Raw genomic sequence first — 13,560 nt, forward strand, 5'->3', positions numbered from 1 at the left:
GTCGAGCCGCGTGGCCAGCACGACCGGGTCGCTCTCGTCGACGCAGTAGGCGCGCAGGGCGTGGCCACTTCCTGAAGATCAGCCTGAAAGGTGCGGCAGCGGGCAGCGCCCTTGCCGCGGCGGTTTTCCTTGCCGCCGGTTTCTGGCAATCGAGCACGGTTGCTACGCCGCAAAGCGATCAGGCAAGTGCGCTTTTCGGCTCTTTTTCCGTTGGCCTCAGTGGTTATATCGGCATCGCCACGACGATGATCATCATCGCGCTGCTCACCACGATCACCGCGCGTGTGACCGTCATCCGCACGATCGACGATATCGACCGCGTCCGTTCCGATCCGTCTAAAAGCGACGGTGTCGCATCGTGACGCCGTCTCCCGGATCTCGTGAGGAAACTGCACCCTTCACACGCCGGATGTAACTTGCGGACGGTGGACAAAAATGCCTGTTCCTTGCCTTAATCGGCGAGTATTCAGGAGGAATGTTTGTGAGTCGGACGGACCATGATCAGGAGCAGACGACCACGCGACAGGCAAAAAAGGGCCTGTTGTCGCGGCGAAGTCGCCTGCGCCGTTTTATTCGCGGTCTCATCCTGCTTTGCGTCATTACTCTCGGGGCTTTTTCCGGCGGTTTTTTGTGGTTCGCAGATTCGGTCGCCTCCATGCGCCCGCCCGAAGGCGCCAAGGGCGACGCGATCATCGTTCTGACCGGTGGTTATCAGCGCATCGAACAGGCGGTCGGCCTGCTGCGGGACGGCGTTGGCAAGCGCCTTCTGATTTCCGGCGTCAATCCGGCCACCACCCGCACGCAAATCCGCAAGATGACGCAAGGCTCTTCGGACATGTTTTCCTGCTGCGTGGACATGGGCTACAAGGCCATAGACACCATCGGCAATGCCAACGAGGCGGCGAGCTGGATACGCGACCACGGTTATTCCTCCATCGTCGTCGTTACGAACAATTACCATATGCATCGCAGCCTGCATGAACTGCACAATGCCAGCCCGCAGACCCAATTCATCGCCTATCCCGTTATCAGCGCCGACCTTGCCCGCACCAACTGGTTCGCGGAGCCAGATGTAGTCCGAACCATGCTCTACGAATACATGAAATTCGTGATTGCAGCAGGACGCGACCTGACCGGGCTCGGCAAGGGCGACGGGTTGCGCAAGGCGGGCGCCGATCACCCCACGATCAAGGCGGCAACCTCTTCCCCGTGAATGGAAAGAACGGAGAGAACACGCTTGCTGCGGAGCCTTGTTTTCGTGTAGGCGTCTGGCATCGGCATCCGGCATCGAGGCGCGCCTGAGCTTCGGAACGGCTGCAACCCGGGAAGTCTGTCGATGCTCAAGCTGCGCTCTTTTCTTTTCAATACGCTGTTTTATCTCAATCTGATTGTCCGCATGATCGTGCTCACGCCGATCTATTTCATCCTGCCGCGCAGAATAGCCTATGAAATCCCCAAGAACTGGGCGCGATCCAACCATTGGCTGATGAAGACCATTGTCGGCACCACCTTCGAGATCGAGGGGCTGGAAAGCCCCCTGGTATTTCACCTGAGGGGTGCTCAGGAGCTAGTGCACGGTCACGAGTTGATCTGCGTCGTGACCAGGTTGGAGAAGGTGGTCAGCCGGGTGTAGACCCCCGGGTAACCGGCCTGGGCGCAGCCTTCGCCCCAGGAAGTGATGCCTGCCAGGACGCCCCCGATGAGCAGGGGGCCGCCGCTGTCGCCCTGGCAGGTGTCCACGCCGCCGGAGGTCTTCCCGGCGCACACCATGTCGCTCTGCACGAAGTCGGAGCCGTAGGAGCTCGCGCAACTGGAGTCGGACACGGTCGGTACGGTCGCGGTGCGCAGCTGGTTGGAGGAGCTGCCGCCCGAGGAGGTGGTGCCCCAGCCGAGGATGCGGGCGGTGGTGCCGGCCGCGTACACCGAGGTCTGGGAGGAGGAGACGTACTTCGCCGCGGTGTACGGCATCGACGTCGACAGCGTCAGCACGGCCAGGTCGTCGCCGTTGGTCGCGTCGGTATAGCTCGGGTGGATCCATATCTTGCTGACTCTGCTGACCGTGCCGTTGGTGCCGTTGAGGTAGGTGCGGCCACCGACGACGCGCACGCTGCTGGTGGTCTCGCCGACCATGCAGTGCGCGGCGGTGACGACCTTCGTCGGCGAGACCAGCGTGCCGCCGCAGAACTGGTTCTGAGAGGCGTCCGTGATCTGCATGACGAACGGGTACGCGGTCGTCGTGGTCGTGGTACCGCCGACGATCGGCTGGGGCGCGGCGACGGCCGTGGGGGCGGCGAGCAGCGCGGTCGTGGCGGCGGCAGCGGTCGCCGCGACGACGGCGGCGGCCTTCTTGGCAGCGTTGAGCCCGAACATGGGTCTCCTTGGGGAGTTGCCGGTGGGGGGTCGCGCGGGTGGTCGTGCACGGGGACCCTGACGCCGTTGTTCGGATCTCCGTGTGCCCGGCGAGCGGCACGCCCCAAAGCTAGAGCCCGGACGAGGGGGCTCCCAATGAGGGAACCCCCTAAGGGAGTTGGGCAGGGATAACCCTCGGTCCGGCGCCGTAAACCCAGGTGGGGTCAGGTCGTTCGGCGGCCCGCGGCCAGCCGGACGATGTCCACCCGGGAACGGATCCCGAGCTTGCGGTAGACCCGGGTGAGGGTCGCCTCGACGGTCTTGACGCTGATGAACAGGCGCGCCGCGATCTCCCGGTTGGTCGCGCCCTCCATCACCAGCGAGGCCACCTGACGCTCCATCGCGGCGAGGCCCTCCAGCGCGTCGAGGGCGACGGCGGGCGCGGCGGCGGCAGGTTCCACCGCCGCGGGACCCGCCGTGGCGGCCGCGTCGACCTGCCGCAGCCAGGGCAGCGCGCGGCAGCGCCGGAACAGCCGCGCGGCCTCGTCGTACGACGCCGGGCCCAGCAGGGACCTGGCGCCGGTGCGCGGGGAGGCGGCGGCCTGGGCACGCAGGCGGGCCAGCGCGAAGGCGGCCCGGGCCTCCTCCAGGCCGTACCCGAGCCGCCCGAGCCGGTCCTGCACGGACGTCAACCGGACGGCGGCGGCCTCGTGTTCGCCGCGTGCCGCCCGGACCAGCGCCTCGGCCCGGTCGAGGACGGCCAGCACGCTCTGCCGGCCCAGCCGCAGCGCGTGCGCCCGGGTCGTGTCGATGACGTCCTGGGCCTCGCCCGGTTCGCCGATGCGGACCAGGGCCTCGGCGAGGTCGCCGTGCCAGCGGCCGCGCCCGGGGTCGTTGATGCCGAGGCCCTGCTCCAGCTCCCGCACCCGGCGCAGCGAACGGACGGTGGCGGCCGGGTCGCCGGCCACCAACTGGGCGTAGCCCAGCGCCGCCAGGGCCCGGGACAGGTACATCTGGTCGCCGTCGACCTCGGCGTGGTCCGCCGCCTCCCGGGCGAGGGCCAGGGCCCGGTCGACGTCCCCGGCCGAGGCCTCCGCGAGGGAGGCGAGCATGGCCGAGGCGCCCTCGCCGATCCCGGAGTCCCGGGCGAGCCGCAGGCTCTCGCGGGCCAGGTCCAGGGCCCGGCCGCAGTGCCCGGAGCGCAGTTCCGTGTCGGCGAGGAAGCGCAGGAAGTGCACCTCGCTCTCGACCATGCCGCGCCGGCGCACCTCGCGCAGCAGCGCGGTGATGGTCGCCCGCGCCTCGGGCAGCTGGTCGCTCATGATCAGCCAGCGGAACCGGGCCGACCCGGCGCCGTTGTGGTGGCAGGCCACGTAGGGGTCCTGGGGTTCCTGCAGCGCCCGTTTGACGGTCACGGGGGCGTCCGGGTGGCCCATCAGGGTCTCGGTGGAGGCCTGGAAGGACAGCGCCATCAGCTCGGTGCGCCGGTCCTCGCCCCGGGCGGCCAGCTCCGCCGCGTGCGCGGCCTCCTGGCGGGCCTCGGCGAAGTCGCCCTCGACGACCAGGCCGCGCCAGGCCAGCTGGTAGTGGACCTGGGCGAGCAGGCGCGGGTCGTCGCCCGCGTCGGCCAGGACCTGCGGGAAGACGGCGTCGACCTCGCCGAGGGCCTGCCCGGCCGCCTCGATGACCACCATCCAGGCCCGGACCCGCTCGGCGGGCACGGTGGCACGCGTCAGTACGTCGCGTGCGATGTCCCTGGCGAGATCGGCCTCGCCGGCGGTGATCGCGTCCTCCGCGGCCTGCAGGCGCCGCTCGTCGGATCCGGGGGTGCCGTCCGCCGGGGTGTGCCGGGCGGCGAGCAGCCCGAGCGAGGCGGCCACGGAGGGTGCCCCGCGGTCCCGGGCCATGGCCCCGGCCTCGGCGAGCCGGGCCGCCACGTCCGGGTCGGTTCCGGTGGTCGCCAGGGCCAGGTGCCGGGCCCGCTCGATCGGGTCGGAGGCCGCCGTGGACAGCGCCGCGTGCACGGCCCGCCGCTCCTGCGCCGGGGCCTCCGCATAGAGCGCGGCCGAGATCAGCGGGTGCGCGAACCGCAGGGCGGGCGCCTCCGGGTCCGTGGCCAGCAGGCCCAGCGCCGCCGCCTGGGCCGTCTCGGCCTCGGCGTGCTCCCGGCCGGCCGCGTGCAGCAGCGCCAGAGTGGGACGGGCACCGGCGCTGGCGACGAGGAGGGTGCGGCGCGCCTCGTCCGACAGCATCTCCAGCCGGCTCAGCACCAGGGCCCGCAGCGAGGTCGGCACGGGCAGCGGCTCGCCCGGCCGGGGCCGGGTCGGGCTCTCGGCCAGGGCCCGGCCCAGCTCCAGCGCGAAGAGCGGGTTGCCGCCGCTGGTGCGGTGGATGTCGCGGATCGTGGAGCGGGACAGCGGCGTGTAGCCGCGGTGGTCGAGCAGCGCCGAGACCTGCGTACGGGTCAGCGGGCCCAGCCGGACGGCGAGCGTGTCGGGCGGAGACGCGGGCAGGTGGCGGTCGTACTCCTGGCCCTCGGTACGCACGGCGCACAGCATCTGCACGGGCGTGTCGCCCAGCCGGCGGGCCGCGAAGCCGAGCAGTTCCGCACTGGCGGCATCCAGCCACTGGAGATCGTCGGCGACCACGAGTACCGGGCCCTTCGCGGCGAGGGCGCGCAGTGCCGACAGCACCGCCAGGCGCAGCGCGAGCCCGTCCCGCTGGAGCGTGGACTCGCCGCGGCCGGTGAGCGCCGACTCCAGGGCGGTGCGCTGGGCGCCGGGCAGCGCCCCGGACACGTCGTCGAGGACCAGCCCGAACAGGTCGGCCAGCGCCAGGAAGGGCAGATGGGATTCGGACTCGGTCGCCGAGCAGCGCAACACCGTCCGGTCCGGACCGCCGTAATCCGCGGCCAGCGCCCGCAGGATCGTCGACTTTCCAATTCCTGCCGGGCCGTGGAGCAGCACACTGCCGCCTCGGCCGAGCTGCTCACGCGCCGACGTGAACAGGTCCTCCCGGCCGATGACCAGGTCGGGGCGGCTCCTGGGAGGCTCCTGGTAGTCCCGTCGCACGGTCACCGCTCCCCTCCGTGTGTCGTGTCCTGGCCAATATTAGGCAACGGAAGTTTGAATTTCGGAGGGACGGCGTCGTGAGGGAAATAACAACGGGTGCCGGCGGGCGAATTCATCGGTCTCCCGAATGCGGCGGAACACAGGGCCGGCACCCCGTCGGGAACTCGGCAGATCGAACGGGCAGGCACAACAGAAAGCACCACAAAACTACGGCAACCACCCCGTCCGGCGCGCGGCGACCACGGCCTCGCCACGGGTACGGGCCCGCAGCTTCCGCATCGCCGACCTGAGGTACCCCTTGACGGTCTCCGGCGTCACGCCCAGCCGCTCCGCCGCGACCGCGTTCGTCGCCCCCGCCGCCACACACGCCAGCACGTCCACCTCGCGCGGCGCGAGCCGGACCCGGGGCGACCCGGCGGACCCGGCCGTCAGCAGCGCACACGCGCCGAGCAGCTCCGCGCGCAGCTCCGGGTCCGCGATCCGCGGGGCCAGCGCCCGCAGGGCCGCGTGCGCCTCCCGCACCTGCTCCCACCCCTGGCCCGCCCCGGCACCGGCCTCGGCGGCGAGCGTGCGGGCCTCGTCCCGGACGACCAGCGCCCGCTCCACGTCCCGCGCCGCCTCCACGGCCACGTCCAGCATCCGCCCGCCCAGCGGCAGGGCCGTGCGCAGCGCCCCGTACAGCACCCCGCTCACCCGGTGCCGCACCACCACCGGCACGGCCAGCACCGAGCGCAGCCCCTCCACGGCCACCGGGGCGTCGTACTCGTGGCTGATCTGCCGTGACGCCGAGTAGTCCGTCACCACGCACGGCCGGGACAGCGCCACCGTCTTGCCGCCAAGACCGGTGCCGGACGTCACCACCAGCGACCGCAGGGCGTGCGTCGCCGTGCCGCTCAGCTCGCTGATACGCATCTGCTGCCCGGCCTCCATCAGGCCGCCGAACGCGACCGGAAGGCCCGTGCCCCGCCGCATGCGCAGCAGCGCGTTCCGTATCTCGACCGCGTCGGACGCGTCCGTCGTCACCTGATCGCCCCTTCGCTGCGGCTCCCGTGCGGGCGCACCCCCCGTTCGGGGGTAGTGAGACCTGCATCACGGATTACACGATGGCTCAGAGCCGCCCGGCAATGGTCCGGCACCCAGGAGGACAGATGACATCGGCGACGGAGATGTTCCGCGGGGCGCGGGACTTCCTGCTGGAACACCGCGAGGACTACGCCACGGCCTACGACGGCTTCCGCTGGCCCCGTCCCGAGTACTTCAACTGGGCGCTCGACTGGTTCGACGAGATTGCCGACGGCAACGCCCGCACCGCCCTGCGCCTCGTCGAGGAGGACGGCCGCGAGACCCGGCTGTCCTTCGGGGAGATGTCGGTGCGGTCGGCCCAGTTCGCCACCTGGCTGCGCGCCCGGGGCGTGCGCGCCGAGGACCGGATCCTCGTCATGCTCGGCAACCAGGCCGAACTGTGGATCACCGCACTCGCCGCGATGAAACTGCGCGCCGTGGTCATCCCGGCCACCCCGCTGCTCGGCCCCGCCGACCTGCGCGACCGCGTCGAGCGCGGCCGGGTCCGGCACGTCATCGCGCGCGTGGCGGACACCGGCAAGTTCGCCGAGGTCCCCGGCGACTACACGCGCATCGCCGCGGACACCGCCGGTGCCGTACCGGACGGCTGGCTGCCCCTGGACGACGCCTACGGAGCCTCCGCCGACTTCACCCCCGACAGCCCGACCCGGGCCGACGACCCGCTGATGCTCTACTTCACCTCGGGCACCACCGCCCGGCCCAAGCTCGTCGAGCACACCCACACGTCGTACCCGATCGGCCATCTGTCGACCATGTACTGGATCGGCCTGAAACCCGGCGACGTGCATCTGAACATCTCCTCACCCGGCTGGGCCAAGCATGCCTGGTCCAATCTCTTCGCCCCGTGGAACGCCGAGGCGACCGTCTTCCTGCACAACTACACGCGTTTCGACGCCGCCCGGCTCATGACCGAGATGGACCGGGCGGGCGTCACCACCTTCTGCGCCCCGCCGACCGTGTGGCGCATGCTCATCCAGGCCGACCTGACGCAGCTGCGCACGCCGCCCCGCGAGGTCGTCGCGGCCGGCGAGCCGCTCAACCCGGAGGTCATCGAGCAGGTCCGCCGGGCCTGGAACGTCACCATCCGGGACGGTTTCGGCCAGACCGAGACGGCCGTCCAGGTCGCCAACAGCCCCGGCCAGCCGCTGAAGACCGGCTCGATGGGCCGGCCGAGCCCCGGCTATCGCGTCGAACTCCTCGACCCCGTCTCCGGCGCGCCGGGCGCCGCGGAGGGCGAGATCGCGCTCGACCTGTCGGACCGCCCCGTCGGTCTGATGACCGGCTACCACGGCGACGCGGACCGCACGGCGGAGGCGATGGCCGGCGGCTACTACCGCACGGGAGACGTCGCCTCCAGGGACGACGAGGGGTACCTGACGTACATCGGGCGGAGCGACGACGTCTTCAAGGCCTCCGACTACAAGATCAGCCCGTTCGAGCTGGAGAGCGCGCTGCTGGAGCACGAGGCGGTCGCCGAGGCGGCGGTCGTCCCCGCCCCGGACGAGCTGCGGCTCGCCGTCCCCAAGGCGTACGTCGTCCTGGCCGGGGGCTGGGAGCCCGGCCCCGACACCGCCAAGGTCCTGTTCGAGCACTCCCGCGAGGCCCTGGCCCCCTACAAGCGCATCCGCCGCCTGGAGTTCGGCGAGCTGCCCAAGACCGTCTCCGGCAAGATCCGCCGGATCGAACTGCGTGAGGCCACGGCCGCCGGGTCGGACGCCGAATACCGCGAGGAGGACTTCCGGTGAGTTCCTACAGCCACGGCACCGGCCGGACGGCGCTGCTCGGCGACACCATCGGGGCCAGCCTGGACCGGGCTGTGGCCACGTGGCCGGACCGCGAGGCACTGGTCGACGTGCCGTCCGGCCGGCGCTGGACGTACGCCCGGTTCGGCGCGGCGGTCGACGAACTCGCCTCCGCCCTGCACGCCTCCGGCGTCACCAAGGGCGACCGGGTGGGCATCTGGGCGGTCAACTGCCCCGAGTGGGTGCTCGTCCAGTACGCCACCGCCCGCATCGGCGCGATCATGGTGAACATCAACCCGGCGTACCGCACCCACGAGGTCGAGTACGTCCTGAAGCAGGCCGGCGTGTCCCTGCTGTTCGCCTCCCTCGGTCACAAGACGAGCGACTACCGGGCGATGGTCGATCAAGTCCGCGGCGGCTGCCCCGAGTTGCGGGAAGTGGTCTACTTCGGCGACCCGAGCTGGGACGCGCTGCTCGGCCGGGCGACCGCCGGCGCGGCGTACGAGGAACTCTCCTGCGACGACCCGATCAACATCCAGTACACGTCGGGCACGACGGGCTTCCCCAAGGGTGCGACCCTCTCCCACAACAACATCCTCAACAACGGCTACTTCGTGGGTGAGTTGATCGCCTACACCGAGCAGGACAGAATCTGCATTCCTGTCCCGTTCTATCACTGTTTCGGCATGGTCATGGGGAATCTGGCCGCCACTTCGCACGGCGCCTGCATGGTCATCCCCGCCCCGTCGTTCGACCCGAAAGCGACTCTGGACGCGGTCCAGCAGGAGCGCTGCACCTCGCTCTACGGTGTCCCGACCATGTTCATCGCGGAGCTGAACCTCCCCGACTTCGCCTCCTACGACCTCTCCTCCCTGCGCACCGGCATCATGGCGGGCTCGCCCTGCCCGGTGGAGGTGATGAAGCGGGTGGTCTCCGAGATGCACATGGCGGAGGTCTCCATCTGCTACGGCATGACCGAGACGTCCCCGGTGTCCCTGCAGACGCGGAGGGACGACGACCTGGAGCACCGCACCGGCACGGTCGGCCGGGTCCTGCCGCACATCGAGGTGAAGATCGTCGACCCGGCGACGGGCGTCACCCAGCCGCGCGGCACGGCGGGCGAGTTGTGCACCCGCGGCTACAGCGTGATGCTCGGCTACTGGAACGAGCCGGAGAAGACCGCCGAGTCCATCGACGCCGGCCGCTGGATGCACACGGGCGACCTCGCCGTGATGCGGGAGGACGGCTACGTCGAGATCGTCGGCCGCATCAAGGACATGATCATCCGGGGCGGGGAGAACATCTACCCCCGCGAGATCGAGGAGTTCCTCTACGGCCACCCGAAGATCCAGGACGTCCAGGTCGTCGGCGTCCCGCACGAGCGCTACGGCGAGGAGGTCCTGGCCTGCGTCATCGCCCGCGACCCGGCCGACCCGCCGACCCTGGAGGAGCTCCGGGCCTTCTGCGAGGGGCAGTTGGCGCACTACAAGGTCCCGGCCCGGGTGCGGATCCTCGACTCCTTCCCGATGACGGTGTCCGGGAAGGTGCGGAAGGTGGAGCTGCGGGAGCGGTTCGCCGACGGTTAGGGGCGTGGTTCAGCGGTTCGCAACGGTGCGCGCATGCACACCCGTGGCCAGCGGTCGAGGCCGTGGGCGGCCTCCGTCGCGCGGATCGCGCGGAGGCCGGGCGTGAGGTCCGCCTCGGGGAGCGGGCGGAAGCCGAGCCGGGCGTAGTAGGGGGCGTTCCAGGGGGCGTCCGTGAAGGTGGTCAGGGTCAGGGCCGTCAGGCCCTCCTCGCGGGCGCGGTCGGCGGCGTGGGCCAGGAGAGCCCGGCCCACACCCCGGCGTGCGGCGCGCGGGTGGACCGAGACCTGCTCGATGTGCAGGGCGCCGTCCACGGGTTCGGCGAGGAGGTAGGCGTCCGGCCGGTCCCCCTCGTCCGCCGCGACCCAGCAGCGGCCCGCCCGGCGGTAGCGGTCGAGTACGTCGAGCGCGGGCGGTTCGTCGTCCGCGATCTCCGGCATGTCGAGATCGCGGAAGGGGGCGCCGGCGGCACGTTCGATGTCCTGGAGGGCGGGGAGTTCGGCGGGTGCGGCGGGGCGGATGCGCATGCGGTGAGTATGGGGTGCGGTGATGTCCGGGGTCAGGGCGCCCGGTGTCCGAGGCCGCCGGCGGCCAGTGTCTCGGCCGGGGCGTTCACCGGCCTGGGGGTGCCGGTGAGGTCCAGGACGAACAGCGGGACGCCCAGGGCGTCGGCACGGGCCCGGGCGTCGTCCGCGTACCCGGCGAGGGAGAAGTAGAGGCACTCCGCGGACTCCGTCATGGCCGTCAGCCACAGGCACTCCACGTCCCGCAGGGTCGCCGGGCGTGCGACCGGGTCCACCTGCGCGACGACGCCGCGGGCGGCGAGACCGATGCCGGAGGGCGGACGCTGGTCCGCCCTGCGCACGCCCCGGTAACCGAGCCAGCGCAGATACAGGGCGGTGGCCGTGACGGCATCGCGCGCGGTACGGATCGTGACGGAGAGGAAGGGAGGCCGGGCGGCGCGAGCCGCGGCTGCGGCATCACGCCGGTCGGGGCCAGGGCCGTGCGACCCGGCCGCGCGGCCCTGGCCGGCCGCACCGTTCTGGCCGGCCTCCGGGTCCTGGTCAGTTGCCGCCCCGCCGGGCGCCGAGCCCAAGTCGGTCTCGTCGCCCAGGTCGGTCGCGTAGCCCCGGTCGACCCCGCCGCCCCGGTCGGTCTCGGCACGGCGGCCACCCTCGGCCTCCCCGTCACTCGTGGCGGCCTGCTCGGTCTCGGCATCCCGGTCGGCCTCCGGGTTCTGGTCGGCTGCCGTCCCGCCGGGCGCCGAGCCTAGGTCGGTCCCGCCGCCCCGGTTGGTCTCGTAGTCCCTGTTGGTCACCCCGCCCCAGTCGGCCCCGCCGCCCATGTCGGTCTCGGCACCCCGGCCGCCCGCGCCCTCCCCGTCACCCCTGGCGGCCTGCTCGGTCGCGCCCTGGGGTTCCGCCACCGCCACCCGCAGCACCACCCCGCACGCGCACCCCACCTCCGGGCGGGGCCACTCGCCGCGTCGCCCGCAGGACCCGCACCGCACCGTCACCCAGTCGTCCTGCCAGACCCGGTGCGAGACGGGTGTCGCCGGGCCGTCGCGGTCCAGGCGCGGGGCGACCGGCGCGCCGCACACGCAGGGGTACGCCGGAGCCGTGTAGCGGTGCTCGCGGCGGCAGGCCGGGCAGCGCACCGGAACGGTCTCGGCCATGGCCACTCCAGAACCGTGTCGCAACGGGACAGAGAGCCCATCGTGCTCCCTCGGGCCCCGCCCTGTCCGGCGCTTGCCGTCTCTTGACGCCCTTCGCCCACCCCACATACATTAATTCCAGATCGTAGAAAACAATTTCCGCAATACGGAAGAGCTCACCGCGGGGCGCGACGGGAGTGCGAATCCGACAGCCGAAGCAGGAGTACTCGATGGCTCGAATGACCGCTGCCCGCGCGGCAGTTGAGATCCTCAAGCGTGAGGGCGTCGCCGACGCGTTCGGTGTCCCCGGCGCGGCGATCAACCCCTTCTACGCGGCGCTCAAAGCCTCCGGCGGCATCGCCCACACCCTCGCCCGGCACGTCGAGGGCGCCTCGCACATGGCCGAGGGCTACACCCGCACCCACCCGGGCAACATCGGCGTCTGCATCGGCACCTCGGGTCCGGCCGGCACCGACATGATCACGGGCCTGTACTCCGCGATCGGCGACTCCATCCCGATCCTGTGCATCACGGGCCAGGCCCCGACCGCCGTGATCCACAAAGAGGACTTCCAGGCCGTCGACATCGCCTCCATCGCCAAGCCGGTCACGAAGATGGCCGTCACGGTGCTGGAGGCCGCGCAGGTCCCGGGCGTCTTCCAGCAGGCCTTCCACCTGATGCGCTCCGGCCGCCCCGGCCCGGTCCTCATCGACCTGCCGATCGACGTGCAGCTGACGGAGATCGAGTTCGACCCGGAGACGTACGAGCCGCTCCCGGTCTACAAGCCCGCCGCGACCCGCGCCCAGATCGAGAAGGCGATCGGGATGCTGAACGCGTCCGAGCGGCCGCTGATCGTCGCGGGCGGCGGCGTCATCAACGCCGACGCCGCCGAACTCCTCGTCGAGTTCGCCGAACTGACCGGCACCCCCGTCGTCCCGACCCTGATGGGCTGGGGCCTGCTGCCCGACGACCACGAGCTGAACGCCGGCATGGTCGGCCTGCAGACCTCGCACCGCTACGGCAACGCGACGTTCCTGGAGTCCGACTTCGTCCTCGGCATCGGCAACCGCTGGGCCAACCGCCACACCGGCAAACTCGACGTCTACACGGCCGGACGGAAGTTCGTCCACGTCGACGTCGAGCCCACCCAGATCGGCAAGATCTTCGCCCCGGACTACGGCATCGCCTCCGACGCCAAGGCCGCCCTGGAGCTGTTCGTCGAGGTGGCCCGCGAGCTGAAGGCGGCCGGCAGGCTGCCCGACCGCTCCGAGTGGGCCCAGGCGGCGCAGGAGCGCAAGGCGACCCTCCAGCGCCGTACGCACTTCGACGACATCCCGATCAAGCCGCAGCGCGTCTACGAGGAGATGAACAAGGCCTTCGGCCCGGAGACCCGGTACGTCTCCACCATCGGCCTCTCGCAGATCGCCGGCGCGCAGATGCTGCACGTCTACCGGCCCCGGCACTGGATCAACTGCGGCCAGGCCGGCCCGCTCGGCTGGACCATCCCGGCCGCGCTCGGCGTCGCCAAGGCCGACCCGGAGGCGCCCGTCGTCGCGCTCTCGGGCGACTACGACTTCCAGTTCATGCTGGAGGAACTCGCCGTCGGCGCGCAGCACAGGATCCCGTACGTCCACGTCCTCGTGAACAACTCCTACTTGGGCCTCATCCGGCAGGCGCAGCGGGCGTTCGAGATCGACTTCCAGGTCAACCTGGAGTTCGAGAACCTCAACTCCCCGGAGCTCGGCGTCTACGGCGTCGACCACGTCAAGGTCGCCGAGGGCCTCGGCTGCAAGGCCATCCGCGTCACCGACCCCGCCGAGCTGGGTGATGCCTTCGAGCAGGCCAAGAAGCTGGCCGCGGAGCACCGGGTCCCGGTGGTCGTCGAGGCGATCCTGGAGCGCGTCACCAACATCTCCATGTCGACGACCAACGACATCGGCAACGTCGTGGAGTTCGAGGAACTCGCCACCGAGCCGGGCCACGCGCCGACCTCGATCAAGACGCTGAAGGTCTGACGCCCGCGCAGTGACAGGGGCGGCCCGTCCGGGAGGACGGGCCGCCCCTGTCGCGTTTCCGGC

The 13,560-nt window shown here is 71.2% G+C and carries 9 protein-coding genes and 3 pseudogenes; 6 read left to right on the top strand and 6 right to left on the bottom strand.

Annotation, left to right across the window (positions count from 1 at the left end):
• The 3 genes and pseudogenes from AB0G20_RS11355 to AB0G20_RS11365 all read left to right on the top strand — a co-directional run.
• Nucleotides 1–362, top strand: a pseudogene (locus tag AB0G20_RS11355) (hypothetical protein); the annotation flags it as partial.
• A 119-nt stretch (nt 363–481) separates the two neighbouring features.
• Nucleotides 482–1,213, top strand: a complete 732-nt coding sequence (locus AB0G20_RS11360) for a YdcF family protein (protein ID WP_013761786.1) — start codon at nt 482–484, stop codon at nt 1,211–1,213.
• 123 nt (nt 1,214–1,336) lie between these two features.
• Nucleotides 1,337–1,633: a hypothetical protein gene (locus AB0G20_RS11365; RefSeq protein ID WP_361299424.1), complete on the top strand. Its 297-nt coding sequence runs from the start codon at nt 1,337–1,339 to the stop codon at nt 1,631–1,633.
• On the opposite strand, the gene AB0G20_RS11370 is transcribed toward AB0G20_RS11365, so the two are convergent.
• The 3 genes from AB0G20_RS11370 to AB0G20_RS11380 all read right to left on the bottom strand — a co-directional run bounded on the left by AB0G20_RS11370 (nt 1,579) and on the right by AB0G20_RS11380 (nt 6,443).
• Nucleotides 1,579–2,370, bottom strand: a complete 792-nt coding sequence (locus AB0G20_RS11370; protein WP_361299427.1) for a serine protease — start codon at nt 2,368–2,370, stop codon at nt 1,579–1,581. The genes AB0G20_RS11365 and AB0G20_RS11370 overlap by 55 nt on opposite strands.
• 203 nt (nt 2,371–2,573) lie before the next feature.
• Entirely contained in the window at nt 2,574–5,426 is a 2,853-nt protein-coding gene (locus AB0G20_RS11375; RefSeq protein ID WP_361299430.1) for an AAA family ATPase, read from the bottom strand.
• Nucleotides 5,427–5,627: 201 nt separating this feature from the next.
• On the bottom strand, nt 5,628–6,443 hold the full coding sequence (locus AB0G20_RS11380; protein ID WP_361299433.1) for a LuxR C-terminal-related transcriptional regulator: 816 nt from the start codon (nt 6,441–6,443) through the stop codon (nt 5,628–5,630).
• 125 nt (nt 6,444–6,568) lie between these two features.
• Between AB0G20_RS11380 and AB0G20_RS11385 the strand changes: the two genes are divergently transcribed.
• Nucleotides 6,569–8,248, top strand: a complete 1,680-nt coding sequence (locus AB0G20_RS11385; RefSeq protein WP_361299436.1) for an AMP-binding protein — start codon at nt 6,569–6,571, stop codon at nt 8,246–8,248.
• Nucleotides 8,245–9,831 (top strand): AMP-binding protein, encoded by a 1,587-nt coding sequence (locus tag AB0G20_RS11390; RefSeq protein ID WP_361299439.1) that lies wholly within the window; start codon nt 8,245–8,247, stop codon nt 9,829–9,831. The genes AB0G20_RS11385 and AB0G20_RS11390 overlap by 4 nt, the downstream gene beginning before the upstream one ends.
• On the opposite strand, the gene AB0G20_RS11395 is transcribed toward AB0G20_RS11390, so the two are convergent.
• The 3 genes and pseudogenes from AB0G20_RS11395 to AB0G20_RS11405 form a co-directional block, all read right to left on the bottom strand.
• Nucleotides 9,828–10,355 (bottom strand): GNAT family N-acetyltransferase, encoded by a 528-nt coding sequence (locus AB0G20_RS11395; RefSeq protein WP_361299442.1) that lies wholly within the window; start codon nt 10,353–10,355, stop codon nt 9,828–9,830. The two genes, AB0G20_RS11390 and AB0G20_RS11395, sit on opposite strands and share 4 nt — an antisense overlap.
• A gap of 32 nt (nt 10,356–10,387) precedes the next feature.
• Nucleotides 10,388–10,765 (bottom strand): annotated as a pseudogene (locus AB0G20_RS11400) (hypothetical protein); the annotation flags it as partial.
• 483 nt (nt 10,766–11,248) lie between these two features.
• A pseudogene (locus tag AB0G20_RS11405) lies at nt 11,249–11,503 on the bottom strand (hypothetical protein); the annotation flags it as partial.
• A 209-nt stretch (nt 11,504–11,712) separates the two neighbouring features.
• On the opposite strand from AB0G20_RS11405, the gene gcl reads away from it, so the two are divergent.
• Nucleotides 11,713–13,497, top strand: a complete 1,785-nt coding sequence (gcl, locus tag AB0G20_RS11410) for a glyoxylate carboligase (RefSeq protein WP_361299445.1) — start codon at nt 11,713–11,715, stop codon at nt 13,495–13,497.
• Nucleotides 13,498–13,560 lie beyond the last annotated feature (63 nt).

Source organism: Streptomyces sp. NPDC024017 (assembly GCF_040638895.1).
Taxonomy (GTDB): domain Bacteria; phylum Actinomycetota; class Actinomycetes; order Streptomycetales; family Streptomycetaceae; genus Streptomyces.